Consider the following 22,513-nt stretch of genomic DNA (forward strand, 5'->3'; position numbering starts at 1 on the left):
AGAGATTGTTTAAACATCGCGGGGCCACTGGCCCCGCACTGTTATTAAGTCGATTGATACTAAGCTTATCAATGCTCAGTGGTGTGGTTGCAAACGCCGTATTGGCAGATGATCACAGCCGCTGCGCGGTGGATGATCGTGAGCGTGAAGTGTGTCTCTACACGTCAGCACAACGTATTGCCACGCTTTCGCCAGGGGCGACGGAGCTGACCTATGCAGCGGGCGCTGGGGACCAAGTGGTGGCTGTGGTTAGCTACAGTGATTATCCACCGGAGGCCAAAGACGTTGCGTCTGTTGGTAGTCACACGCGCATTGATTTAGAAGCCCTGGTAGGGCTGGCGCCTGATTTAGTGATCGGCTGGGTAACCGGGAACCCCGCTGAACAGTTGGAAACCCTGGAAGCGCTGGGTATGCCGGTGTTCTATATTGAGCCTAGGAATTTTGAGGGAGTGGCCAGTGCAATTGAGCGTTTGGCGAGACTGGCTGGCACTGAAACAGCCGGTCAGGCGGTTGCTGATAATTTCAGATCGAGGATGGCTGAGCTGGCCGTTCGCTACCGTGATCGGGAGCCAGTGCGCACCTTCTATCAAGTGTGGGATGAGCCGTTAATGAGTGTCAATGACGCACACCTTATCGGCCAGGTGATCGAGATCTGCGGCGGTGAAAATGTGTTTGGTGAGCAGGCGCGCCTAGTGCCTCGCATTGATGATGAGGCTGTCCTGGCGGCAAACCCTGAAGCGATTGTTGCCGGAGGGATGGGGGAAGAGAATCGCCATTGGTTGACCCACTGGGAGCAGTACTCAAACGTAACGGCGGTTGCCGATGATAATCTCTTTTTTGTCCCGCCTTCTCTGATTCAGCGGCCCACCCCGCGCTTGATGGAAGGTAGCAAGATTCTCTGCGAGAAGCTTGATATCGCCCGACAAAAACGCGAGCGCCATTAAATGTTAGCACGATTGGGCTTCCCGCTTGGCCTGTTGCTGCTGGCGGCACTGACTTCGCTAGTGATCGCCCTTGGCGTCGGCAGTGCGCAGCTTTCCCCAGCGCAAATTTGGCAAGTGGTTCTCGGTAATCTTGGTTATATAGGCCAGGACGAGGGCAATGCGCTTGCGCGTACCATGGTGCTGGAGCTGCGCTTGCCAAGGGCGCTTTCGGCTTTTGCTGTCGGTGGTTTGTTGGCGGTAGCGGGTGCTCTGATGCAAGTGCTGCTGCGTAATCCTCTTGCAGACCCTTATGTACTCGGGCTTTCCGGTGGTGCCTCGATTGGTGCGCTTGCTGCCATGCTGGGGGGGCTGGGCGGATTGGCGATTTCAGGCTCGGCGTTTGGCGGTGCGCTAGTTTCGACGTTATTAGTCTTCGGCTTGGCCCACGGCAGCGGTAGTTGGACCCCTTCGCGGCTACTGCTTACCGGCGTAGTGGTTGCGGCAGGCTGGGGCGCGGTGATCACTTTGATGCTGGCACTGAGCCCTGCGGAGCGGTTGCCGGGCATGCTGTATTGGCTAATGGGCGATCTTTCTTACGCGCGTGCTCCCTGGCCGCCGCTGCTGCTGTTACTGGCTACTTGTGTGGTACTGATGCCCCTTGGACGCAGCTTAAATGTGCTGGCCCGTGGCCCGCAGCAAGCTGCTGCGCTGGGCGTTGCCGTCCGGCCACTTGAGTGGTGCATCTATATTGTCGCCAGTTTGTTAACCGCCGCGGCTGTTACTACGGCGGGCAGCATCGGCTTTGTCGGCTTGGTAGTGCCGCATATGCTGCGCCTATTGTTGGGTAACGATCAGCGGTTAATCTTACCGGCCTGTGCACTGGCTGGGGGGACCCTACTCATGCTGGCCGATACACTGGCGCGTACGATGATTGCGCCGGAACAGCTGCCGGTAGGAGTGATTACTGCGCTATTAGGTGTGCCGACGTTCCTCTTTCTGCTTTACCGGAGCCGCTGATGAGCCGTTTGGTTACCCAAGACCTCATCATCAACGTGCCGGGAAGAGGTGATGGCACGGCGCTGAATATTGCCATTGAACCCGGGCAGGTATGGGGCGTGCTCGGCCCCAACGGTGCAGGTAAAACGACGCTGCTACACACCTTGGCAGGGCTGAACTCGCCGCGCTCCGGGCAAGTGCTATTGGGAGGGCAGTCGCTTGAGACGCTGAGCAGGCGGCAAGTTGCGCAAATGTTGGGAGTTGTCTTCCAAGAACGCTTGGATGGCTTTCCCGCGACCGTGCTGGAAACCGCGCTGATTGGTCGCCACCCCTACCTATCGCCATGGCAAATGGAAGGCGCCGCCGACTACGCCCAGGCCGAGGAAGCGCTTGAACGGTTAGACGTTGCGCACTTGCGCGACCGTTTGGTGAGTACACTTTCTGGCGGCGAGCGCCAGCGAGTGGCGATGGCCACGGTACTGACTCAGGCCCCCAGCATCTGGCTAGCTGACGAACCAACCAATCACCTTGACCTACACCACCAAAGCGCAGTGATGGCACTGATGGCCCAGCAGGCAGCCCAGGGCAGTGCTGTGATGATGTGCCTGCACGATTTAAATCTAGCCGCCCGCTGGTGTGACCATCTTTTACTACTCTACCCAAATGGCGATGCCTGCTGGGGCACGCGAGACAGCATGCTGGTGCCCAGTGCATTAGAACGTCTTTATCAGCAGCGGCTGGCGGTGGTCGAGGTTGAAGGGGCACCGGTATTTGTACCCATAAAGGAGTGATGACAAGCTTAGCTAGCTCAACAGTTAGCGCTCGCTGCTACGTTAGCGGGCATCTAACAGGGGATTTGGTTTTTGCTGTCGCTGGTTTGGTTGACGCTGGCGGGCCATCAGAAACAGGCCTGCGCCCACCAAAACACCGCCAATCACTTCATGCCATGCCGGGTGTTGTCCGATCAATATAAATGCAACCAGGGCGGCAAACAGTGGGCACAGAAACAAGAAGCCGCTTGTATGTACGGAGCCGCCAATCTTTAACGCCGCAAACCAAAGCCCGATAGCTCCAGTCGATGCGGGAATTGCCAGCCACATAAACATTCCCCAATGGTAAGCATCCGTCGGCAGGGAAAAAGGTTGTTTGCTGCAGGCAGCTATCACCATGAGCAGCAGGGAGCCAATCAACATCTGCCAGAAAGTGACTATCCAGGGTGAGAGCGTTATGGCAAATTTCTTGCTTAACACGGTAGAACAGGCCCAGCAGGTAGATGCCAGCATCACAAGTACTTCTCCCCGCCCGACTCCGTGGTAGCCGTCAACGTCGATCCCAATACAAATAACCACTCCAATAAAAGCAGAAGCTAAGCCGAATAAGGCAAGCGTCGAGGAGCGCTCGCCTAAAATAAACCATGCTAAGACAACCACCAGTAGAGGATTACTGGCCATAAGAATGGCAGCTATTGAAGAGCTAGTCGCCGTTAGTCCGATGTTGAGTAGCGACATGACGCCGACTGTTTGAAAACTACCAATTATTAGCAGTTTTACCCAAGGAAGCTCTTTAAGAGATATTTTATGCCTGCGCATTTGGATAAAAACAAAAGGCGACAAGGATACTGCTGCGACCAGGAAACGAGCAGACGCTGCCCATAACGGCGACATCTGTTCCATGACGAGTTTAGTGCTGACAAAAGAAGACCCTTGCAGGAATGTAGATGCGATTATCAGAACGTAATAGTGGTCAGTGAGTGACGTTAGTGAACGTTTCATATTCCTCTACCGATTATTTCAAGAAGTAGAGAAACAATATCAATCTCACTCGGATTCTATTCTTCCATGTGAGACAACTTTGTTTGAGAACAGGACAGATCGTTTAAATACTCTCGGGGAGATTTACCCGTGACACGTTTGAACATAACGGTAAACGCCCCTTGTGAAGCATATCCTAGATGCTCTGCAACTTGGCTAATGCGTTGCCCGGTGCTTAACCCCGACATGGCACTTACAATGCGTACCTGCTCTCGCCATTGAATAAAAGAAATACCTGTCTCAGTGCGAAATAGTCGGGATAGTGTCCGCGTCGTTGCTCCGACCTCATTCGCCCAATCTGCCAGTGAGCGCACATCACCCGGATTTTCCAGCAACGTATCGGAGATCTTTTTCAAACGCTTATCTCTGCCCATGGGCAGTTTTAATCCACACTCGAAGGCCTGCCTCATTTCTTCTAATGTTAGCCGCAATAAGCGCTCTTCGAAGCTGTCAGGGTGATAGGTGATTGAAAAAGAGGAGGCCCGGATCAGCAACTCGCGTAAAAGGGCAGTGACGCCTATTCCTACTGGATGACTAGGCAGGTTTAAGGTGAACGATTCGACATTGACATATAAAGTCCGCAAAGAAACTGGTGTGCTGGCGCTCATTTCATGTTCTACGTAAGGAGGCATCCATACGCCACGAAACGGAGGTAATAACCAGTATTCATCGCGGGTGCATAGTCTCATCGTACCTGTGCTGGCATAGATTAACTGCCCGCGCTGGTGTTGATGGGGAGGGATGTGATGGCCCGCAGGGTACTCTTTAAACATCGACACCACAGGGTTTTTAGCATTTTCCCATTTAGCAAGATGCGCATTTGGTGGATGGTCAGTACTCATTTGGGCCCCAATATCTTAACCAAGAAAACGCCTCACTATACCCTGAGGTCTCGCCACCTTTTACTTGGCTTTTACCTCTTGTCATTTACCCCAAGTCATTTACCCCTTGCCAACGTTTCTAAACAGCATTGCGAAAACGCATGACCTGCTTGCCATCGACAGGGTCATCGATCACATGGGCATGCACACCAAAGGTCTGTTGTAGCCTACTGGCGGTGAGCACGTCGTGGGGTGGGCCACTATCGATCAGGCGGCCGCTATCCATAACGCCGATTCGGTCGCACTCCATGGCTTGGTTAAGGTCGTGCAGGGAAATAATCACCGTAATCGGCAGTTGCCTGACCAGCTCAAGAATCGACAGCTGGTGGCGAATATCCAGATGGTTGGTGGGTTCATCCAGCAGCAGGATCTTAGGCTGTTGGGCCAATGCCCGAGCAATATGCACGCGCTGGCGCTCACCGCCAGAAAGTGTATGCCAAAGCCGATCTGCCATATGCGCCATATCAACATCTATCAGCGCTTTAACCACGATGGCATCATCTTCAATTGACCAGGCGCGTAAGGCGGAAAGAAAAGGTGTGCGACCTAGCGCGACCACTTGGCGCACGGTAATTCTATCGGTGGTGTCAGCCTGTTGCTCAACCAAGGCAATAGATTGAGCGATAGTGCGTTGTTTGAGGGCGTGCAAAGGCTGGTTATCAATCCGCACCAGGCCTGTCTTTGGGTTGTTTAAACCGGCCAGCAGACGCAGCAGGGACGTTTTTCCCGAGCCGTTGGGGCCCACCAAACCAAAGGTTTGACCGGGCTCGACGGTGAGATTGACGTCAATGACCAGTGGCGTGCCATGTATCGCCCAGGTGAGTTGTTCTGCGGATAATTGCATTAATGCCTCTTGCCACGGACAAGAATAAGCGCAAAAGCGGGCGCGCCGATCAGTGATGTAATCACCCCGATGGGAAGCACCTGACCAGACACTAGAGTGCGCGAAAGAATATCTGAACCGATTAAAAATACCGCGCCAGCAAGCGCGGTGGCGGGTATCAAGCGCGTGTGTTGGCTGCCGACAATAAAGCGCATCGCATGGGGAATCACTAAGCCAACAAAGCCAATCGCTCCTACGATGGATACCATTACCGCAGTGACCAGCGCCATCGCGATAATCAGCATGCCGCGCACCGGGCGCACAGCAATGCCCATAGACGCGGCGCTGTCGGCCCCGAAGGTAAACGCATCCAGGGAACGGCGGTGCCATAGGCAAACCACTAGCCCGAACAGCGCGGCAGGCACCGCTAAGGTAGCATCAGCCCAGCGCACCCCAGAGAGATTGCCCATCAGCCAAAACATAATGCCCCGCGCCTGTTCAGCACTTGCTGACTTGGTAATGATAAAAGCCGTCAGTGCATTAAACAGCTGCGAACCTGCAATCCCCGCCAGAATAATTGCTCCTGCTGCCTGAACACCACGCCCACCACCAACACCGCTGTTGGCCGCATGGGCGAGCATCACTACGATGCCAAAGGCGAGGAGGGCACCAGCGAAGGCACCCAACGATAACGACAGCATGCCAGCGCCTAACCCAGCAACTGCCACCGCAACGGCACCCGTAGAGGCACCAGCAGAAATGCCCATTAAATAGGGGTCGGCTAGGGGATTACGCAGCAGGGCCTGCAATACCACTCCCGCCAGCGCCAAGCTGGTGCCGCAGCAAGCGGCAACGACGGCGCGACTGAGGCGGTAGTTCCAGATAATACCCTCGTCGATTCGATCAACCGGGTAATCCGCGCCAAGTAGTTGATTGGCGAGCACTTTGAGTATCGTATCAACGGGAACTGATGTTTCGCCGATGGCGGTGCCCGCGATGAGTGCGGCCACCAGCACCAGAGGCGTCACCCAAAGCCAGCGCAACCCGAAGCGCTTAGTTGTCGGCCGTGTTAGCGCTATGCTCATTCGTAAAAAGCCATATCATCAGTTGAAAGACATCGTCGATAGCGCCTCGGCGAGTGACTCAAGGCCGTAAATGCTGCGCATAGTGGCACTCATGGCATGGGCGTCCATCTCTACGATGCGGTTATTTCTAACCGCCGTCATTTCGCTGGTAACCGGGTCATTGTGCAGAAACTCACGCTTTGCTTCGATGTCGTCAGCAGGAAAACGGCGACGATCCATGGCGGCGATAACAATCACATCGGGGTCAGCCTTGGCGATGCTTTCCCAGCCAATGGTGGGCCACTCTTCATCAGACTCAATGACATTGCGAATGCCCAGTTTGTCCATCATATAGCCCGGTGCGCCCAGTTGGCCGGCAACGAAAGGGCTAACCCCCAGATCCGTTGATGAAAACCAAAATACTGCCGACAGGTCTTCCGGCAAATCAAGGCTGCTTGCTAGGTTGATAGCGTGTTCTTCACGGGCGTTCAGGTCTGTCACCAGGGCTTCACCAGCGTCTTGAACATCGTAAATTTCGGCTAGCTCGGTGATCCCTTTATAGATCGATTCCGTCGAGAAAGCGGCGGTGCGGGTACCATCGCCACCGGTAGAGTTATCCTTGGTATCGCAATCGGCGGGCATGATGTAGGTAGCGATACCTAGTTCATGAAACTGGTCTCGACTGGCCACGCTTCCGGTAGGCCCCACGTGCCACTCGTACTGCACCGCAACTAAGTCCGGGCGTTTGTTGACCACGGCTTCGAAGCTGGGGTCATCGTTGGCGATCCGCTCGATCTGTTCATTGACCTCAGTAAATTGCGGCAAGACCGGATTAAACCAGACTGAGGTGCCAACTACGCTATCAGCAAGCCCTAGTGAGTAAAGAATCTCTGTGGCCGATTGACCCACCGTTACCGTTTGCTCGGGGGCCGACGCTACACTTATCTCTACGCCGCAGTTGGTAAGTGTGAGGGGGTAATCGGTAGCGGCGTGAGCCGTCTGCCCAAGGCTTACAACACTGGCAGCCACCGCCGTGGTCAATCTCAACATCATGTACACTCCCGTGCATGATGAGCGATGCGTACAGCCAGAAAAAATATCTGGCCGAACTGTCTCGCTCGATTAATTAACATGGTCGGCAGGTCTCCTGACTGACGGGTCATGGCTAGCTCGCCTTCCCAGACAATACGTCCAGTGGCTCATTGAGCATCGCTAACCGCCTACAGTTGCGGGGGCAGTTCCGTTTCGCGGCTAAGCCGCAGCGGATTCTCTATTAAGTTCCGTGAGGAACACCGACGGCAGCTATTCTAGGTGGCGGGTAAAGGTAGAACAACAAAAAGCCCGATCTTTCGGCTAAATTTGACATTAAATCCATTTTTTTCATTACGATAAGACAAACCAAATCTTCTGTGGCTTGGTATTCTTAAATGTCATATCAATTTGGCCTAGTATCGAAATTAGGCCTGTCTTACCGTGTACTAATAGGGACTGTCTTCTAGGGTATGCTTGGCACTAAGCTGGCTTCGCAGCCGCGCCTTCCTCTATACTGCAACGTTTTATTTCATCGCTTCCTTATGAATGGTTTTATCATTACTTACCAACTCATCATGAATCAAGTTCAAGCTTCGGGCATGCTCTGCATGGGAGGTTCGCTTGAGTGACTTTCCCTTTGTAGGTGTTGTCGGCCAGGAAGCGCTGAAAACCGCCTTGCTGCTTAATGCGATTAATCCGCGCATTGGCGGTGTGCTGATCAGCGGCCCTCGGGGCAGTGCGAAATCCACCCTGGCGCGGGCACTGGCGGCGGTTTTGCCGAACGACACCAATGGCAAAAAGCCACCCTTTGTCACCTTACCCCTCGGTGCCAGCGAAGACCGGCTAGTGGGCAGTCTAGATTTGCAAAAGGTGCTAGCCGAGCAGCAAGCCACTTTTCATGAAGGGCTCCTCGCCAAAGCCCACGGCGGGGTGATGTATGTCGATGAAGTTAATCTGTTGCCGGATGTGCTGGTTGACCTGCTGCTAGACGTGGCCGCTAGTGGGGTCAATATCGTTGAGCGTGATGGCATCAGCCACTCACACTCGGCGCGTTTTAGTTTGATTGGCACCATGAACCCTGATGAGGGTGAGCTGCGCCCGCAGCTGCTCGACCGTTTTGGCCTCTGTATTGAACAGGCTGACCGTGTCAGCGTTAAACAGCGCATTGCTATTGTTCAGCAGCGCGAAGCTTTCGACCGCGACCCAGAGGCTTACATACAACAGTTTGCAGTAGAGCAGGTAGCGCTGACTCAGCAGCTTGACCATGCCCAACAGGCACTAGCGTCAGTGACTAGCGAAGACTGGGTGTATGAGACCATTGCGGCACGCTGCGAAGCCGCCGGCGTTGAAGGGCTGCGGGCAGACGTTACCTGGCACCGAGCCGCCCAGGCTCATGCCGCCTGGCGGGGGGCGGAAAGCGTCAGCCAAGTAGATATCGATACGGTGGCGCCCTGGGTGCTGGCACATCGTCGAACCCAGCCGCCAGAGCAACTTCCGCCGTCCTCCCCGCCTAATCAAACGCCTTCAAATGGGGTGGGCGGTTCGTCGTCAGCTAATAACGCGCCCACCGGCGGGCCATCCCATCACAATGGTGAGCAGGGCCAGTGGGGCTCTATGCCGCCCATGGCGCAGGCGTCTATTCACCAGCCAGCGGTTAACCTGCCCGAGAGCGATAGCTTTTCCCCACGTGCGCAACGCGCCGATACAGCGGCTAGCACAGGCAAGGGAGGTGTCTCCGGTAGAGGGCGCTCTCAGGCGGAAACCTCGCGGCTAGACGGGTTCGCGACGCTAATCGCCAATCGTGGCCAGTGGCCTTGGCGGCAGTTAAAAATGCGCAAATCTCGCGCAGGGCAGGCGATAGCGCACCTGGTGCTACTGGATACCTCTGGTTCCACCTTGGGGCAGCGCCTGTTAGGCCAAGCCAAAGGGCTGGTGGAGTCACTGGTCGCCCAAGCTTATGCTGCGCGTGAGCAGGTCGCGGTGCTGGGGTTTGGTAATGGTGGCGTGGTGTCGCTACTGTCACGTCGTCGTGCTCCCAAAAACGCGCGGGGCACGCTTGACAGTGCCAAGGGCGGCGGTGGCACCCCGCTGCGGGAAGCGATTATTGAAGCCAAACGGCTAATTCAACAGTGGCAACGCCGCGAGCCTGGCTTACAGGTACGTACTTATTTGATTACCGATGGCCGCACACGGGAACCTGTTGACGACCTCGCCCCGCTAGGTGACTGCCTGCTGATCGATACCGAGCAATCGAGAGTTAAACGCGGGCAGGGCGCACGCATCGCTCAGCAATTAGGCGCCCGTTATTGGCCTGCCTCGTTTGGTAAACCATCTTTAGCACATCCTGTTTTCGCACATTCTGTTTTTGCACATCAACCTGGGGAAAGCCCATGAGTGACGCTAGCCATCTAAACCGCATGCAGCGCAAAAAAGACGTGGTCGATGAGCGCATTAGCCGCGCCACCGAAGAGCGCGGCGTGCTGATTCTGCTTAAAGGCAACGGCAAGGGTAAAAGCAGCTCGGCCTTTGGCACCATGGCGCGTTCACTAGGGCACGGTCAGCAGTGCGCGGTCATTCAGTTTATTAAAGGCCGCCGCGAAACCGGCGAATACCTGTTCTTTCGCGATCATCCCAAGCTTGACTGGCACATCATGGGCCATGGCTTTACCTGGGAAACCCAGAACCGCGAGCGGGATATCGAAGCCGCCCAAGCCGCCTGGGCCGTCGCTAAAGGACTGCTGGAGAACCCTGCTTATCATATGATCGTGCTGGATGAGATGAGCTATATGTTCAAATACGGCTATCTCGACCCCGAACCGGTGGTAGAAGCCTTGCAGCGCCGCCCGGCGCACCAGAACGTGATCATTACCGGGCGCACCATGGCCACGCCGCTGCAGGAAATCGCCGATACCATCAGCGTTGTTCAGGATGAGCGCCACGCTTTTCGCGGCGGCGTTAAAGCCCAGGCGGGGATCGAATACTAATGAGCACGCCAACCGCTCGCTGCCCCGCGCTGTTTATCGCTGCCCCGGCTTCTGGCCAGGGTAAAACTACCGTCACGGCGGGCTTGGCGCGGCTGCTGCGTAATCAGGGCAAGATGGTGCGGGTGTTTAAAACCGGCCCTGATTATCTAGACCCGCAGATATTGGCTCAGGCGTCAGGTCAACCGGTAGATCAGTTAGATTTATGGATGGCAGGCGAAGCTTACTGCTGCCAGCGTTTTTATGACGCCGCCTGTGAAGCGGATTTGATTTTGGTCGAAGGTGCCATGGGGCTGTTTGACGGCGAGCCTTCTAGCGCTGATCTGGCGGCCTTGTTTGCTATTCCCATGGCAATTGTCATGGATGTAAAAGGCATGGCCCAGACCGCTGCCGCGCTGGTCTCTGGGCTTGCCAGCTTTCGCGACGACATCCATATCGCCGGGCTAATCGCCAATGCCTGCGGCTCGCAGCGCCATCGTGAGCTGATCGAATCAGCGCTGCCAGCGACGATTCCCCTGCTGGCCGCTGTGCCACGAGACCCTGATTTAGCGCTCCCCGAACGCCATCTTGGGCTGGTGCAAGCTGCGGAGATTCGCGAGGATTTAGAGGCACGCTTTGAAGCGGGTGCCCGAGCGCTGGAAGCGGCTGGGTTGCTGGAAGCGCTTGCAGCACTGCCACCGGTGACCTTTGCCGCTCCGCAAGAGCAGCTTGCGGCCGTTAAGCCTGTACTTAAAGGCCGCACTATTGGCGTAGCTCGTGACGCCGCCTTCAGCTTTATCTATCAGGCCAATCTCGATCTGCTGGAGCAGATGGGGGCAACGCTGCGCTTTTTCTCACCGCTGACGGATAACCGCCTGCCCGAATGCGATGCGCTGTGGCTGCCGGGAGGCTACCCGGAGCTTCACGCCCAGCAACTGGCAGGTAACAGCGCCATGCGTTCGGCCATTGAGGCTTTCTATCGCGCCGACAAGCCCATCTTGGCTGAGTGTGGCGGCCTGCTGTACTGCCTGGAAACCCTGACTGACTACGACGATATCATCTATCCCATGCTCGGCTTGCTGCCTGGGCAGGGGGCGATGCGCGGTCGGCGCGGCTGCCAGGGTATGCAAACTGCCGAACTGCCGGAAGGCCCGGTTCGTGGCCATGCGCACCACCGCTCTATGGCAGAAGGCACTCCCGAGCCGATTGCTCATGGCCGTCGCCAGCGCCACCCCGCACCGGGGGAAGCGATTTACCGTCAGAATCGCTTAACGGCGACCTATTTACATCTGTTTTTCCCCAACAATCCTGACGCTGTGGCGAGGCTTTTTTCCGCCAGCCCGGCGCACGCTGAACAGCGATACAGCGAGGCATTTACCCATGCAACCCAGTAATGTGAAATTAAACAAGATTCCCGCCACGGTCGTCACCGGTTTTCTCGGCAGCGGCAAAACCACGCTGTTGGCCAATATTCTGCGCCAAGTCACCGGCAAGCGGATCGCCGTGATCGTTAATGAGTTCGGCGAGCAGGATATCGACTCTAGCCTGCTGCGCAGCTGTGCGCTGGGGTGTGAAGAGGGTAGCGAAGGCGGGCAGCTAGACGGGGAAGATGGCAGCATCTATGAGCTAGCCAATGGCTGTATCTGCTGCACGGTGGAAGAAGAGTTTCTGCCGGTGATGAAGAAGCTGGTTGCCCGCCGCAATGATATCGACCACATTCTGATCGAAACCAGCGGTCTGGCATTGCCTAAGCCGCTGGTACAAGCGTTTAACTGGCCTGACGTGCGCCAGCACTGCACCGTCGATGCGATTATTACCGTGATTGATGGCCCCGCGGTAGCCGCTGGCCGTTATGCTAGCGATGTGGATAAGGTCGAAGCCCAGCGTCGCGCTGATGAAAGCCTGGATCACGACCCCAGCCTGCGCGAGCTACTGGATGACCAGCTAAGCGCGGCAGATCTGGTGCTGGTCAGCAAGGCGGATCTGCTTAGCCCGGAAGAGCGCACACAGGTTGAAGCGATAATTCAGTCACGGGTGAGCGAATCGGTAAAAACGCTGTTTATCGATCAGACCCAGACCACCGACACCGCCCAGTTGGAAGCGCTGATGGGCATTGGCGCGGCCAGCGAAGAGCATATTGACAGCATCACCAATCACCACGATAAGCACCACGCTGAAGGCGCGCATCACGACCACGCCCACGATAACTTTGATTCCTGCGTGATTACCCTGGGTGAAGTGGATGGCGACGCCCTGGCCAGCAAGCTGCAGCAGCTGTTGAAAAGCCACGAGATTTACCGCGCCAAAGGCTTTGCCGCGATTCCCGGCAAACCCATGCGCCGGGTTATTCAGGCGGTTGGCGAGCGTTTGGAAGGTTACTTCGATCGGCTCTGGAGCCAGGACGAGACGCGCCAGACCCAGCTGGTAATTATTGGCAAATCGCTGGATAGCGCCGTGCTACGTGAAGCGCTAACTGAGGCAGAGGTTCAAACGGCCAGCTAATGCACTTATTTGCCGCCAAGCCCGGGGGCTTTGTCGATGATGAAGGCATTATCGACCTGCAGCAGAGCCCCGCCGAGGTCGTGATACTGTCCGCCGCTGATAGCAATCTATCGGCGCTGGCCCAGGCGGTTGACCGCCTGGGTGAAGCTTACCCCTCGGTACGGCTAGCCAACTGGATGAATTTGGTAAAACCGGCAGCCTATGATCTCTATGAAGATCGGGTGCTGGAAAACGCCCGATTGGTCATCGTTTCACTGCTGGGCGGTAAAGCCTACTGGCAGTATGGCCATGAGCGCTTGCTGGCCTGGGCGGCGGCTAGGCCCGGGCGCCAATTGATTTTGGTGCCGGGTTGCGACGCACCGGATGATGCCCTGTTAGAAGATTCCACCATCGCCTTTGATGGCGCTTACCGGGTGTGGCGCTATTTAAGAGAAGGCGGTGTGGATAACGCCGAGCAGCTGCTGCGCTTTATCGCCAGCGAATGTTTATCGCTTTCTCTGGCATGGCAGGAGCCGAAAGTTATTCCGGCCGCGGTGATTTATGCGTCGCAAGACCAGCAGGCGCTAAGCCTTAGCGAGTGGCGCGACCGCCAGGTGCCCGGGCGGCCGGTGTGCCTGCTGCTGTTTTATCGCAGCCACTTGCAGGGGGCGAATACCGCTGTCCCAGACGGATTATTGGCAGCGCTCAGAGAAAAAGGGCTAGAGCCGCTAGCGGTTGCCGTGGCCTCCTTGAAAGAGGGGCCATGCATTGATTTTATCAACCACCTGATTGAGCAAACCGGCGCCATGCTGGTAATTAATACCACCAGCTTTGCGGTCAATCGCAACGCGGACGGCCTGGATGCTCTGGGTGAAAAGCTACCCGACAGCCTGTTTATCGGGCGACCCGTGGTGCTCCAGGCGATTCTTGCCAGCAGCACCAGTGAAGACTGGCAGGGCATGGCTGCCGGGCTGCATAGCCGCGATGTAGCCATGCAGGTGGTGCTTCCCGAGATGGATGGTCGCATTATCACTCGTGCGGTGGGGTTTAAAGCCGAAGCCCACTATAACCAGCGCTGCCAGCTGGCAGTGACCCACCACGTAATTCATCCAGAACGGGCCGCCTTTGTCGCCGAGCTGGCGCGACGCATTTGTTCGCTGCGCTTAACCCCCAATGGGCAGAAGCGTATTGCGCTGATTATGGCTAACTACCCCAATCGCGATGGCCGGATCGGTAACGGGGTCGGGCTGGATACCCCCGCGTCGACGCTGCAGATCCTCAGCGCCCTGAGAGAGGCGGGTTATCCGTTAAGTGAGCTGCCGGAAAATGGCGATGCGTTGATCCGCCAGCTTCAGGGCGCGGTGACCAACGATCACGGCAGCCTCGACCAGCGCGCCTGCTGGCAGAGTATCAGCGTTGACGACTACCTTGCTTGGTTTAAAACCTTGCCCAGCGAGCTGCAGGAAACTGTGTGGACGCGCTGGGGGGCGCCCCACGAAGACCCAAAATGCCGCCAGGGGCGTTTGATGATCGCCGGTATCCGCTTAGGTGAAACCTTTGTGGGGATCCAGCCGGAACGCGACTTTATCGACGATCTCACCCAGTCCTATCACGATATGGAGCTGGTGCCGCCCCACAGCTATCTGGCGTTTTACTACTGGCTGCGCGAGCACTATCAAGTCGACGCGGTTATTCACGTGGGCAAGCATGGCAACTTAGAGTGGCTGCCGGGTAAAAGCATCGCCTTGAGCGCGGACTGCTGGCCGGATATTGCCCTGGGGCCGCTACCGCACTTTTATCCGTTTATTGTTAATGACCCAGGCGAGGGTGCCCAGGCCAAACGCCGCAGTCAGACGGTGATTATCGACCACCTGATGCCGCCGCTAGCGCGGGCCGAACTCTACGGCGCTATGGCCGAGCTTGAAGCGCTATGTGATGAGTATTATCAAGCACTGGATATGGACCCGCGCCGTGAAGCGCTGATACGCAGCCAGATTCTCGCTCACCTGCGTGATACCGGCATCGATCAGGAGCTGGCGCACGCCGTCGACGGTTGTGAAAACAGTACTGATGATGCCGACATTCTCAACGAGCTGGATACCTTTCTGTGCGATATCAAAGAGTCGCAGATTCGTCATGGCTTGCACATACTCGGCACGCTGCCGCCGGAAGAGAAGCGGGCGGGAACGCTGGTGGCGCTGCTACGGCTACCCCGTGGTGAAGCTGTGGCCAGCCGCGGACTGCTGCACAATCTAGCGAGTGATTTAGGGTTGGATTTTGATCCGTTGGCCGCTGGCAACGAACCTTGGCAGGAGCTTAAACCCGTTGTTCTAAGGGAGCTGCTGGATACCCCTTGGCGCACCGGCGCGGATACCCGCGAGCGCCTTGAACTGCTGGCCGAGCGCTGGGTGGCCGAATACGTATTAGCCCCTGGTTGCCTGGAGGAACTGGCCCAAGATTACCCCAACACGGCGGAGCAGCTGCGCTATGCCCGCGAGCAGCTATGGGTCGCTATGCAGCGTGGCGTGAAAATGGAGATTCAGTCGCTGCTCGACGGCCTAGAAGGTATTTTTGTGCCCGCTGGGCCTAGCGGCGCGCCCAGCCGAGGGCGGCTGGATACGCTGCCCACCGGGCGTAACTTTTTCAGCGTCGATAACCGTTCAATTCCATCGCCTGCCGCCTGGACGCTGGGTGAAAAATCCGCCCAGGCGTTTGTTGAGCGCTACCTGCAGGATAACGGCGACTATCCACGTCGGTTGGGGCTTTCGATTTGGGGCACCGCCACCATGCGTACCGGCGGCGATGACATCGCCCAGGCCTTCGCGCTGATGGGCGTGCGCCCTAAATGGTCGCTGGGCTCCCAGCGGGTGAGTGATTTTGAAGTGATCCCCTCGATGCTGCTCAATCGGCCAAGGGTTGATGTCACGCTGCGGGTCTCCGGGTTCTTCCGCGATGCTTTCCCCAATGTGATCCGCCTGTTTGATGCCGCCGTGCAAGCGGTGGCCAGTTATAAAGAGCCGGGTAACAGCAACACCATCCGCGCGGCGGTGCTTGCTCGCCAGCAAGTACTGGAAGACCAAGGGCTAAGCCCAGAGATGGCCGCCCAAGAGGCAAGCTACCGTATCTTCGGCAGCAAGCCCGGTGAGTATGGTGCGGGCTTGAACCGGCTAATTGAAAATCGTTCTTGGGACAGCGCCGACGATTTAGCCGAGGCCTACCTGGATACAGGTGCCTACGCCTACGGCCAGTTCAAGGCCTCCGGCACTGCTGCGCGGGCGGCGTTTGAACAGCAGCTCCAGGGGCTGGATGCGGTGATGCAAAACCAGGATAACCGCGAGCACGATATTCTTGATTCCAACAGCTATTACGCTTTTCAGGGCGGTATGGCCAACGCCTCGCGCTCGCTAAGCGGAAAAGCACCGACCATTTATCACGCCGACCACGCCAATCCCGCGGTGCCCAAGATTCGTACCTTGAAAGAGGAGCTGGCGAGGGTGATTCGCTCGCGCGTGTTGAACCCCAAGTGGATCAATGCCATGCGCGAGCACGGCTATAAAGGCGCCTTTGAAATGGCGGCTACGGTGGACTACCTGTTTGCTTACGATGCCACCACCGATTTAGTCGCCGACTACCAGTACGCCCAGGTGAGTGATGCCCTAGTGCTCGACGCTGCTAATCAGCAGTTCCTGCGTGAGCACAACCCCGCAGCCTTAGAAGAGATGGCGGAACGCTTACTCGAAGCCGCCCAGCGAGGCATGTGGCAAGCCCCCGGCGAACACGGCCAGGCGCTACAAGATCTGCTGCTGGAAATGGATGAAGCCAAAGAGACGGGGCATTATGACCACCAGCCCGCGCATTAAAGGCTGGTGCCCCGGCGCGTGGCGGCCTATGGCTACTGGCGATGGCCTATTGGTGCGTGTACGCCCACCGCTGGGCCAGCTTTCACGGCAACAGGTAATGGCACTGTGCGAAGCCGCCGAGATCTTTGGTAGTGGTTTAATCGAGCTAACCAGCCGGGCTAATATTCAGCTGCGGGGAGTGAGCGAGGCCGGCTGGCCGCCGCTGATGGCGTTTCTGGTTGAGCATCAGTTGGTGAACGACGATCCGCAAGCAGAACGCCAGCCGCAGCTGATGCTGGCACCCGCTTGGCAAGAGGGCGATGACACTCATACTATTGCCCGCCTATTGCAAACGCGGGGCAGCGAATTAGCGCCCATGCCCGGCAAGATCGGTATTGCGATTGATGCGGGAAAAGCGCCGGTGCTGTGCGATAGCGCCGCTGATTTTCGTATTGAGCGCTCGGTGGAAGGCGGTTTGATAGTACGCGCCGATGGCTATGAGTGTGGCACGGCGGTGAACGAGCCCGAAGCCGCCGTTGAGCAGTTAATACGCCTGACCCACTGGTTCGTGGACAGCGGTGGCTGGGACTCTGGGCGCATGCGGCGGCACACAGCACCGCTGCCCGATTGGGCGACCGCTGATACGGCCCCTGCATCTCCCGGTGAGAAGCTGGCGCTGGGCGAACATAGCAACGGTATGGTGGTGGGGCTGCCTTTTGGCCGGGTAGCGGCTAATACGCTGCGTGAGGCTGTCTCTCCGGCAAATGGTTCTCTAACAAATATCAGCGCTGTGCAGGTCACGCCCTGGCGGCGCTTATTGTTGAAGGATTGCGATACACTACCCGCGGTTGATGGCTTAATCCGTCATAATAGCGACCCGCGGTTAGCGATGGACGCCTGCCCCGGCGCGCCATACTGCGAACAGGCGAGTGTTGCCACCCAGCCGCTTGCCGAACGGCTAAGTGGCTGGGTGGAAGCAACCTTACATATATCTGGGTGCGCCAAAGGCTGCGCCCGCCAACGGCCAGCAGCGCTGTGCCTAACCGGCCGCGATGGGCGCTTTGACGTGATTATTAACGGTCGCGCCGATAGCGCACCGAAGGCCACCGGCCTTTGTGAATCTGACGTTTTACACTATTTGGAGAGTTTGGGTGCCTCACGTTTATGAAACACACGGACCGGCGATTTACCGGCAGTCGTTTGCGATTATTCGCAATGAAGCTGAGCTTGATCGCTTTTCAGCGGAAGAAGAAACGGTTGCGGTACGCATGATTCACGCCGCTGGGCTGGTGGAGCTGGCGGCGCATATTCATTTTCAGAATGACGTGGTCAATCGAGCGCGTTCAGCGTTAGAGCAGGGTGCACCGATTCTTTGCGATGCTCGGATGGTCTCCGAAGGCATTACCCGCAAACGGCTGCCCGCTAATAACCAGATTATCTGTACTCTTAACGATGAGCGCACCCCTGGCCTTGCCCAGGAAATGGCCAATACCCGTTCAGCGGCAGCGCTGGAGCTGTGGCGGCCGCACCTGGAAGGCGCAGTCGTCGCCATTGGCAACGCGCCCACCGCGCTGTTTCATCTGCTTAATATGCTCGAAGACCCAAACTGCCCGCGCCCGGCGGCCATTATCGGCTGCCCGGTCGGCTTTGTTGGCGCGGCGGAATCCAAAGAAGCGCTGTTGGCTAACCCCGCGCTGCCCAGCTGTATCGTGCGTGGCCGCCTGGGTGGTAGCGCCGTCACGGTAGCGGCCATCAACGCCATGGCGGATCGTATCGAATGACCCAAGGAACCATTTACGGAGTGGGGTTAGGACCCGGCAGCCAAGACCTAATGAGCGTGCGTGCTGACCGGTTGATCCGTGGTGCCAGCCATGTGGCCTATTTTCGCAAGCAGGGCCGCAGCGGGCATGCGCGTACCATTGTGGAAGGACTGATTGCCCCCGGCGCAACCGAGCTGCCCATGGAGTATCCGGTTACCACGGAAATTCCGTTTGATGACCCTCGCTACAATGAACTGCTGTCGGCCTTTTACGAACGCAGCGTGACCCAACTGATCGAGATGGCGGAAGCGGGGTGTGATGTCGTGGTGCTGTGTGAAGGCGACCCATTTTTCTATGGCTCCTTTATGCACCTCTACACGCGGCTGCTGAATCGCGTGCCGGTCTCGGTAGTGCCGGGGATTACCGGCATGTCGGCGGCCTGGACGGCTACCGCGCGGCCAATTACCTGGGGCGATGACATCATGACGGTGCTGATGGCCACGCTGCCGGAAGAGACGCTGGCCGAGCGCATCGCCCAAACCGATGCACTGGTGGTGATGAAAATTGGCCGCAACCTGGCCAAACTTCGCCGAGCGCTGGCGCATGCTGGCCGTGAAGGCGAGGCGTGGCTGATCGAGTACGCCGCCATGACCCAGCAGCGTGTGCTGCCACTGAGCGAGGTTGGCGAAAGCGTGCCGTACTTCTCGATTGTGCTTATTCATGGCAACGGGAGGCGGCCATGAGCGGTTGGCTGAAAATCGTCGGCCTAGGGCCGGGTGCAGAGGCCATGATTACTCCGGAGGTCTCGGCTGCGCTGCTCGAAGCCACCGATGTAGTGGGCTATGTGCCCTACGTTAATCGCGTGGCTCCCAGGGCTGGATTAGTCCGCCATGGCTCTGATAACCGCGAAGAGATTCGCCGGGCGGAGCAGGCACTACAGCTGGCGCTTGAGGGTCATCGGGTAGTGGTTGTCTCCTCTGGCGACCCTGGCGTATTCGCCATGGCTGCTGCGGTATTCGAAGCCTTGGAGGCGGGCGATGCCCAGTGGCGCACGCTGGATATTCAGGTACTGCCGGGCATTTCTGCCATGCTGGCCGCCAGCGCAAGCGTCGGCGCACCACTGGGGCACGACTTCTGCTGCATCAATCTATCCGACAACCTCAAACCCTGGGCGCTGATTGAGAAGCGCCTGCGTTTGGCCGCCGAGGCCGACTTCGCCATGGCGTTTTACAACCCGCGCTCCAAAGCACGGCCAGCGGGGTTTGAACGAACGCTAGAGGTACTGCGGGAAGCCTGCGGGCCGGACCGATTGATAATCTTCGCCCGCGCGGTTTCGACCCCCGAAGAAGCAATTCGCGTTACCACATTAGAGCAAGCGACGCCGGATATGGCGGATATGCGCACGCTGGTCATCGTTGGTTCCCAGCGAACCCGATTGATTGAACGCAGTGGCGTGCCGCTGGTTTACACGCCGCGCTCGGCTGATTAAGCATTGTGATGATTAATAGTGGTCACTAAGCCAGCTAAATACGTCATCGATACGATGAACTTCATGGCGTGGCGGCAGTGCTGGCCGCTCGATCATCACGATGGGTAGGCCGAGCCTTCTTGCCGCGCTGAGTTTCGACGACGCACCTTCGCCGCCAGCGTTTTTACACACGATGCGTTGGATGCGCTGATTTTCCAGCAGGGCGAGATCGCCTTCCAGCGTAAACGGGCCTCTATCAATCACAGTGCTGACATCCGGCAGTGGCAACGGGCTGGTCGGCGGATCAACTAAACGCAGCACGTAATGGTGCTGAGACTGGTCGGCAAAGGCGCTAAGGTGCATTCGCCCAATTGCAAGCAGCACCCGTTGGGGCGGGCCAGCCAAGGCGTTAACTGCCTCATCAATACTTGCCACGCTTTGCCATTGGTCGCCGGTAACAGGCTGCCAGGCAGGCCGGGTAAAAGCGGTGGCCTTTACACCGCACTGTGCCGCCGCGGCTAATACGTTGCTGCTCATTTGTGCGGCAAACGGGTGGGTGGCATCAACAATATGGGTAATGCGCTGCTGGGCTAAAAAGGTGACCAGCCCATTAACGCCGCCAAAGCCGCCAATGCGGGTCGGCAGTGGCTGGGGTTTAGGCGTGTTAACGCGCCCTGCATAGCTAAAAATGGCGGGAATGCCACGCTTGGCAACAGCGCTGGCCAGGGCGCTGGCCTCGCTGGTTCCCCCGAGAATTAGGATTTTGATCATGGCTGAGGTTAACAACGCTCCCTGGCTTACCCTTTTAGGCTGGGGAGAGGGTGGCACACAGGGGCTGACAGCGGCAAGCCGACAGGCATTGGAAAGTGCCGAGGTAGTGTTCGGTGCACGCCGCCACTTGCGCCTTTTGCCGCCGCTAAACGCCGAGGTAATTGAGTGGCCAGTGCCCTTTGCCGATGGCATTGCTAAGCTGCTAAATCAGCGCGGCCGCCGGGTGGTGATGCTGGTCTCAAACGACCCGTTTTGGTTCGGGGCGGGTACCTCATTAGCGCAGCATCTCAGCGCAAACGAGTGGCAGGCACTGCCAGCCCCTTCCTCTTTTAGCCTGGCGGCTGCACGTTTGGGCTGGCCGTTGGAGCGTTGCACTTGCCTGGGTTTGCACGCCAAACCGCTAACGCGCGTTCGGCCCTACCTGTATGCCGGTAGACGTTTGCTGGTGTTGGTAAGAGACGGCGCGGCGGTGACCGAGCTGGCGGCGCTGGTAACTAGCTTTGGCTTTGAAGGTACCCAGCTAACGCTGCTGGAATCTTTGGGTGGTGATAGCGAGCGCATTCGCCATTGTCGTGTCGACGCCGCCTTGCCCGACGACATTGCCCACCCGGTTGCGGTAGGGCTGGAAGTCGCCGGTAATGGCCCCGCCTTGCCGCTGACGCCCGGCCTGCCGGATCATTTTTTTGACCACGACGGCCAGATTACCAAACAGACCATTCGCGCCATCACCCTAGCGGCACTGGCCCCCATGCCCGGCGAGCGGCTGTGGGATATCGGTACCGGCTCAGGCTCCATCGCCATTGAGTGGCTGCTCGCCCATTCGGATAATCAAGCGGTGGGCTTCGAGCAAAACGCTGAACGGGCGGCACGAGCGCGCAGCAATGCAAACAACCTGGGCGTTGACTGGCTAGAAGTAAAACAGGGCCGCGCGCCTGAGGTACTCAACGATACGCTGCTACCCGATGCGGTATTTATCGGCGGTGGGTTATCCCAAGCGCTGTTAGACGATTTATGGCAGCGCCTGCCTGAGGGCGTGCGTATCGTTGCCAATGCCGTCACTCTGGAATCCGAAGCGCTGCTGGCGCACTGGCACCAGCAGGTAGGCGGCGAACTGCTGCGTTTAGAGCTTGCCAACGCTGCCCCCATCGGCACACGGCGGGGCTGGAAAGCCAACTACCCGATTGTTCAGTGGCGGGGCGTTCGATGAAACAATCGGTGTTGAGAGTAGCGGGGTTTGGTTTTCGCAGTGAAGCCACGCTTGAATCGCTTATTCAAGCGTTAGATCAACTTATTGACCAGTACGGTTCTGTCTACAAGTACGGCCTTATCAACCGGCTTGCGGCGGCGCGTTCTATGTTGCCGTTGGTAGAAGAGCTAGGCCGACTGCGCAATATTGAAGTCATCGCCGTAGCAGATGCAGAGTTATCAACAGTGGCAACGCTTACCCATTCAACACACAGTTTGCAGGCGCGCGGCACAGGCAGCGTGGCTGAGGCCGTAGCGCTGCTAGCCGCAGGCCCGAATGCTAGGTTAGTGGGGCCCAGAATCATCTCAACGGATAGACAGGCTACCGCCGCACTGGCGTTAGGCTTTGCACGAAAACTGCCTGCGCTCGACAATACGGCGTTAAAAATCGCCTCAAAATACTCATTTACACCACGTAAACTCCGTTTTTTCGTTGATTTTTGCCTTGTCTAGTCTTCG

20 protein-coding genes and 1 riboswitch are annotated in these 22,513 nt (G+C 57.5%); of the genes, 14 read left to right on the plus strand and 6 right to left on the minus strand.

Annotated elements, in window-relative coordinates; genetic code table 11:
• Window positions 1–71 precede the first annotated feature (71 nt).
• Genes ACN06F_RS06910 through ACN06F_RS06920 form a run of 3 tightly spaced genes read left to right on the plus strand, consistent with a single transcriptional unit; the run spans window position 72 to window position 2,710 of the window.
• Entirely contained in the window at window positions 72–944 is an 873-nt protein-coding gene (locus ACN06F_RS06910) for a cobalamin-binding protein (RefSeq protein ID WP_433925107.1), read from the plus strand.
• Window positions 945–1,940 carry a FecCD family ABC transporter permease gene (locus tag ACN06F_RS06915; protein ID WP_120387127.1) on the plus strand — a complete coding sequence of 332 codons (996 nt, stop codon included), beginning with the start codon at window positions 945–947 and terminating at the stop codon, window positions 1,938–1,940. It abuts the gene before it with no gap.
• A complete protein-coding gene (locus tag ACN06F_RS06920) occupies window positions 1,940–2,710 on the plus strand; it encodes an ABC transporter ATP-binding protein (RefSeq protein ID WP_433924903.1) in 771 nt (256 codons plus the stop codon). Before ACN06F_RS06915 ends, ACN06F_RS06920 begins: the two co-directional genes overlap by 1 nt.
• Before the next feature lie 42 nt (window positions 2,711–2,752).
• On the opposite strand, the gene ACN06F_RS06925 is transcribed toward ACN06F_RS06920, so the two are convergent.
• From ACN06F_RS06925 to ACN06F_RS06945, 5 genes are all read right to left on the minus strand, one after another.
• On the minus strand, window positions 2,753–3,691 hold the full coding sequence (locus ACN06F_RS06925; RefSeq protein WP_433924904.1) for a DMT family transporter: 939 nt from the start codon (window positions 3,689–3,691) through the stop codon (window positions 2,753–2,755).
• A 56-nt stretch (window positions 3,692–3,747) separates the two neighbouring features.
• Window positions 3,748–4,572 carry an AraC family transcriptional regulator gene (locus tag ACN06F_RS06930; protein ID WP_433924905.1) on the minus strand — a complete coding sequence of 275 codons (825 nt, stop codon included), beginning with the start codon at window positions 4,570–4,572 and terminating at the stop codon, window positions 3,748–3,750.
• A 118-nt stretch (window positions 4,573–4,690) separates the two neighbouring features.
• Window positions 4,691–5,455 carry an ABC transporter ATP-binding protein gene (locus ACN06F_RS06935; RefSeq protein ID WP_433924906.1) on the minus strand — a complete coding sequence of 255 codons (765 nt, stop codon included), beginning with the start codon at window positions 5,453–5,455 and terminating at the stop codon, window positions 4,691–4,693.
• The gene (locus ACN06F_RS06940) at window positions 5,455–6,519 is read right to left on the minus strand and encodes a FecCD family ABC transporter permease (RefSeq protein ID WP_433924907.1); all 1,065 of its coding nucleotides are present in this window, start codon (window positions 6,517–6,519) and stop codon (window positions 5,455–5,457) included. The genes ACN06F_RS06935 and ACN06F_RS06940 overlap by 1 nt, the downstream gene beginning before the upstream one ends.
• 18 nt (window positions 6,520–6,537) lie before the next feature.
• Window positions 6,538–7,551, minus strand: coding sequence for an ABC transporter substrate-binding protein (locus tag ACN06F_RS06945; protein WP_433924908.1), 1,014 nt, complete (start codon window positions 7,549–7,551; stop codon window positions 6,538–6,540).
• 67 nt (window positions 7,552–7,618) lie between these two features.
• Window positions 7,619–7,810: riboswitch (cobalamin riboswitch) on the minus strand.
• A 341-nt stretch (window positions 7,811–8,151) separates the two neighbouring features.
• Between ACN06F_RS06945 and ACN06F_RS06950 the strand changes: the two genes are divergently transcribed.
• The 9 genes from ACN06F_RS06950 to cobJ are packed head-to-tail and all read left to right on the plus strand — an operon-like array spanning window position 8,152 to window position 20,059.
• Window positions 8,152–9,924 carry an AAA family ATPase gene (locus ACN06F_RS06950; protein WP_433924909.1) on the plus strand — a complete coding sequence of 591 codons (1,773 nt, stop codon included), beginning with the start codon at window positions 8,152–8,154 and terminating at the stop codon, window positions 9,922–9,924.
• On the plus strand, window positions 9,921–10,514 hold the full coding sequence (gene cobO, locus ACN06F_RS06955; RefSeq protein WP_038483381.1) for a cob(I)yrinic acid a,c-diamide adenosyltransferase: 594 nt from the start codon (window positions 9,921–9,923) through the stop codon (window positions 10,512–10,514). The genes ACN06F_RS06950 and cobO overlap by 4 nt, the downstream gene beginning before the upstream one ends.
• The gene (locus tag ACN06F_RS06960) at window positions 10,514–11,884 is read left to right on the plus strand and encodes a cobyrinate a,c-diamide synthase (RefSeq protein WP_433924910.1); all 1,371 of its coding nucleotides are present in this window, start codon (window positions 10,514–10,516) and stop codon (window positions 11,882–11,884) included. Before cobO ends, ACN06F_RS06960 begins: the two co-directional genes overlap by 1 nt.
• A 1-nt stretch (window position 11,885) precedes the next feature.
• A complete protein-coding gene (gene cobW, locus ACN06F_RS06965) occupies window positions 11,886–12,992 on the plus strand; it encodes a cobalamin biosynthesis protein CobW (RefSeq protein WP_433925108.1) in 1,107 nt (368 codons plus the stop codon).
• Window positions 12,992–16,831: a cobaltochelatase subunit CobN gene (cobN, locus tag ACN06F_RS06970; protein ID WP_433924911.1), complete on the plus strand. Its 3,840-nt coding sequence runs from the start codon at window positions 12,992–12,994 to the stop codon at window positions 16,829–16,831. The genes cobW and cobN overlap by 1 nt, the downstream gene beginning before the upstream one ends.
• Window positions 16,809–17,978, plus strand: a complete 1,170-nt coding sequence (locus ACN06F_RS06975; protein WP_433924912.1) for a cobalamin biosynthesis protein CobG — start codon at window positions 16,809–16,811, stop codon at window positions 17,976–17,978. Before cobN ends, ACN06F_RS06975 begins: the two co-directional genes overlap by 23 nt.
• Complete coding sequence (locus ACN06F_RS06980) at window positions 17,962–18,591, plus strand: precorrin-8X methylmutase (protein WP_095604251.1); 630 nt, start codon at window positions 17,962–17,964, stop codon at window positions 18,589–18,591. The genes ACN06F_RS06975 and ACN06F_RS06980 overlap by 17 nt, the downstream gene beginning before the upstream one ends.
• Entirely contained in the window at window positions 18,588–19,313 is a 726-nt protein-coding gene (gene cobI, locus ACN06F_RS06985; RefSeq protein ID WP_433924913.1) for a precorrin-2 C(20)-methyltransferase, read from the plus strand. Before ACN06F_RS06980 ends, cobI begins: the two co-directional genes overlap by 4 nt.
• Window positions 19,310–20,059 (plus strand): precorrin-3B C(17)-methyltransferase, encoded by a 750-nt coding sequence (gene cobJ / locus ACN06F_RS06990; RefSeq protein ID WP_433924914.1) that lies wholly within the window; start codon window positions 19,310–19,312, stop codon window positions 20,057–20,059. The genes cobI and cobJ overlap by 4 nt, the downstream gene beginning before the upstream one ends.
• A 12-nt stretch (window positions 20,060–20,071) precedes the next feature.
• Here the strand turns inward: cobJ and ACN06F_RS06995 are convergent, their stop codons facing one another.
• A complete protein-coding gene (locus tag ACN06F_RS06995; protein ID WP_433924915.1) occupies window positions 20,072–20,809 on the minus strand; it encodes a cobalt-precorrin-6A reductase in 738 nt (245 codons plus the stop codon).
• Between ACN06F_RS06995 and cbiE the strand changes: the two genes are divergently transcribed.
• Both cbiE and ACN06F_RS07005 read left to right on the plus strand, forming a co-directional pair.
• Entirely contained in the window at window positions 20,808–22,016 is a 1,209-nt protein-coding gene (gene cbiE / locus ACN06F_RS07000) for a precorrin-6y C5,15-methyltransferase (decarboxylating) subunit CbiE (RefSeq protein ID WP_433924916.1), read from the plus strand. The two genes, ACN06F_RS06995 and cbiE, sit on opposite strands and share 2 nt — an antisense overlap.
• Window positions 22,013–22,507, plus strand: coding sequence for a cobalamin biosynthesis protein (locus tag ACN06F_RS07005; RefSeq protein ID WP_433924917.1), 495 nt, complete (start codon window positions 22,013–22,015; stop codon window positions 22,505–22,507). The genes cbiE and ACN06F_RS07005 overlap by 4 nt, the downstream gene beginning before the upstream one ends.
• Window positions 22,508–22,513 lie beyond the last annotated feature (6 nt).

The organism is Vreelandella sp. 21 (assembly GCF_050995515.1).
Taxonomy (GTDB): domain Bacteria; phylum Pseudomonadota; class Gammaproteobacteria; order Pseudomonadales; family Halomonadaceae; genus Vreelandella; species Vreelandella alkaliphila.

What these genes read in the sequence shown, in the direction of transcription:
- ACN06F_RS06910 (WP_433925107.1), top strand. Translation starts at nt 72, where the DNA reads ATGCTCAGTGGTGTGGTTGCAAACGCCGTATTGGCAGATGATCACAGC.
- ACN06F_RS06915 (WP_120387127.1), top strand. Translation starts at nt 945, where the DNA reads ATGTTAGCACGATTGGGCTTCCCGCTTGGCCTGTTGCTGCTGGCGGCA.
- ACN06F_RS06920 (WP_433924903.1), top strand. Translation starts at nt 1,940, where the DNA reads ATGAGCCGTTTGGTTACCCAAGACCTCATCATCAACGTGCCGGGAAGA.
- ACN06F_RS06925 (WP_433924904.1), bottom strand. Translation starts at nt 3,691, where the DNA reads ATGAAACGTTCACTAACGTCACTCACTGACCACTATTACGTTCTGATA.
- ACN06F_RS06930 (WP_433924905.1), bottom strand. Translation starts at nt 4,572, where the DNA reads ATGAGTACTGACCATCCACCAAATGCGCATCTTGCTAAATGGGAAAAT.
- ACN06F_RS06935 (WP_433924906.1), bottom strand. Translation starts at nt 5,455, where the DNA reads ATGCAATTATCCGCAGAACAACTCACCTGGGCGATACATGGCACGCCA.
- ACN06F_RS06940 (WP_433924907.1), bottom strand. Translation starts at nt 6,519, where the DNA reads ATGAGCATAGCGCTAACACGGCCGACAACTAAGCGCTTCGGGTTGCGC.
- ACN06F_RS06945 (WP_433924908.1), bottom strand. Translation starts at nt 7,551, where the DNA reads ATGATGTTGAGATTGACCACGGCGGTGGCTGCCAGTGTTGTAAGCCTT.
- cobO (WP_038483381.1), top strand. Translation starts at nt 9,921, where the DNA reads ATGAGTGACGCTAGCCATCTAAACCGCATGCAGCGCAAAAAAGACGTG.
- ACN06F_RS06960 (WP_433924910.1), top strand. Translation starts at nt 10,514, where the DNA reads ATGAGCACGCCAACCGCTCGCTGCCCCGCGCTGTTTATCGCTGCCCCG.
- cobN (WP_433924911.1), top strand. Translation starts at nt 12,992, where the DNA reads ATGCACTTATTTGCCGCCAAGCCCGGGGGCTTTGTCGATGATGAAGGC.
- ACN06F_RS06975 (WP_433924912.1), top strand. Translation starts at nt 16,809, where the DNA reads ATGACCACCAGCCCGCGCATTAAAGGCTGGTGCCCCGGCGCGTGGCGG.
- cobI (WP_433924913.1), top strand. Translation starts at nt 18,588, where the DNA reads ATGACCCAAGGAACCATTTACGGAGTGGGGTTAGGACCCGGCAGCCAA.
- cobJ (WP_433924914.1), top strand. Translation starts at nt 19,310, where the DNA reads ATGAGCGGTTGGCTGAAAATCGTCGGCCTAGGGCCGGGTGCAGAGGCC.
- cbiE (WP_433924916.1), top strand. Translation starts at nt 20,808, where the DNA reads ATGGCTGAGGTTAACAACGCTCCCTGGCTTACCCTTTTAGGCTGGGGA.
- ACN06F_RS06995 (WP_433924915.1), bottom strand. Translation starts at nt 20,809, where the DNA reads ATGATCAAAATCCTAATTCTCGGGGGAACCAGCGAGGCCAGCGCCCTG.
- ACN06F_RS07005 (WP_433924917.1), top strand. Translation starts at nt 22,013, where the DNA reads ATGAAACAATCGGTGTTGAGAGTAGCGGGGTTTGGTTTTCGCAGTGAA.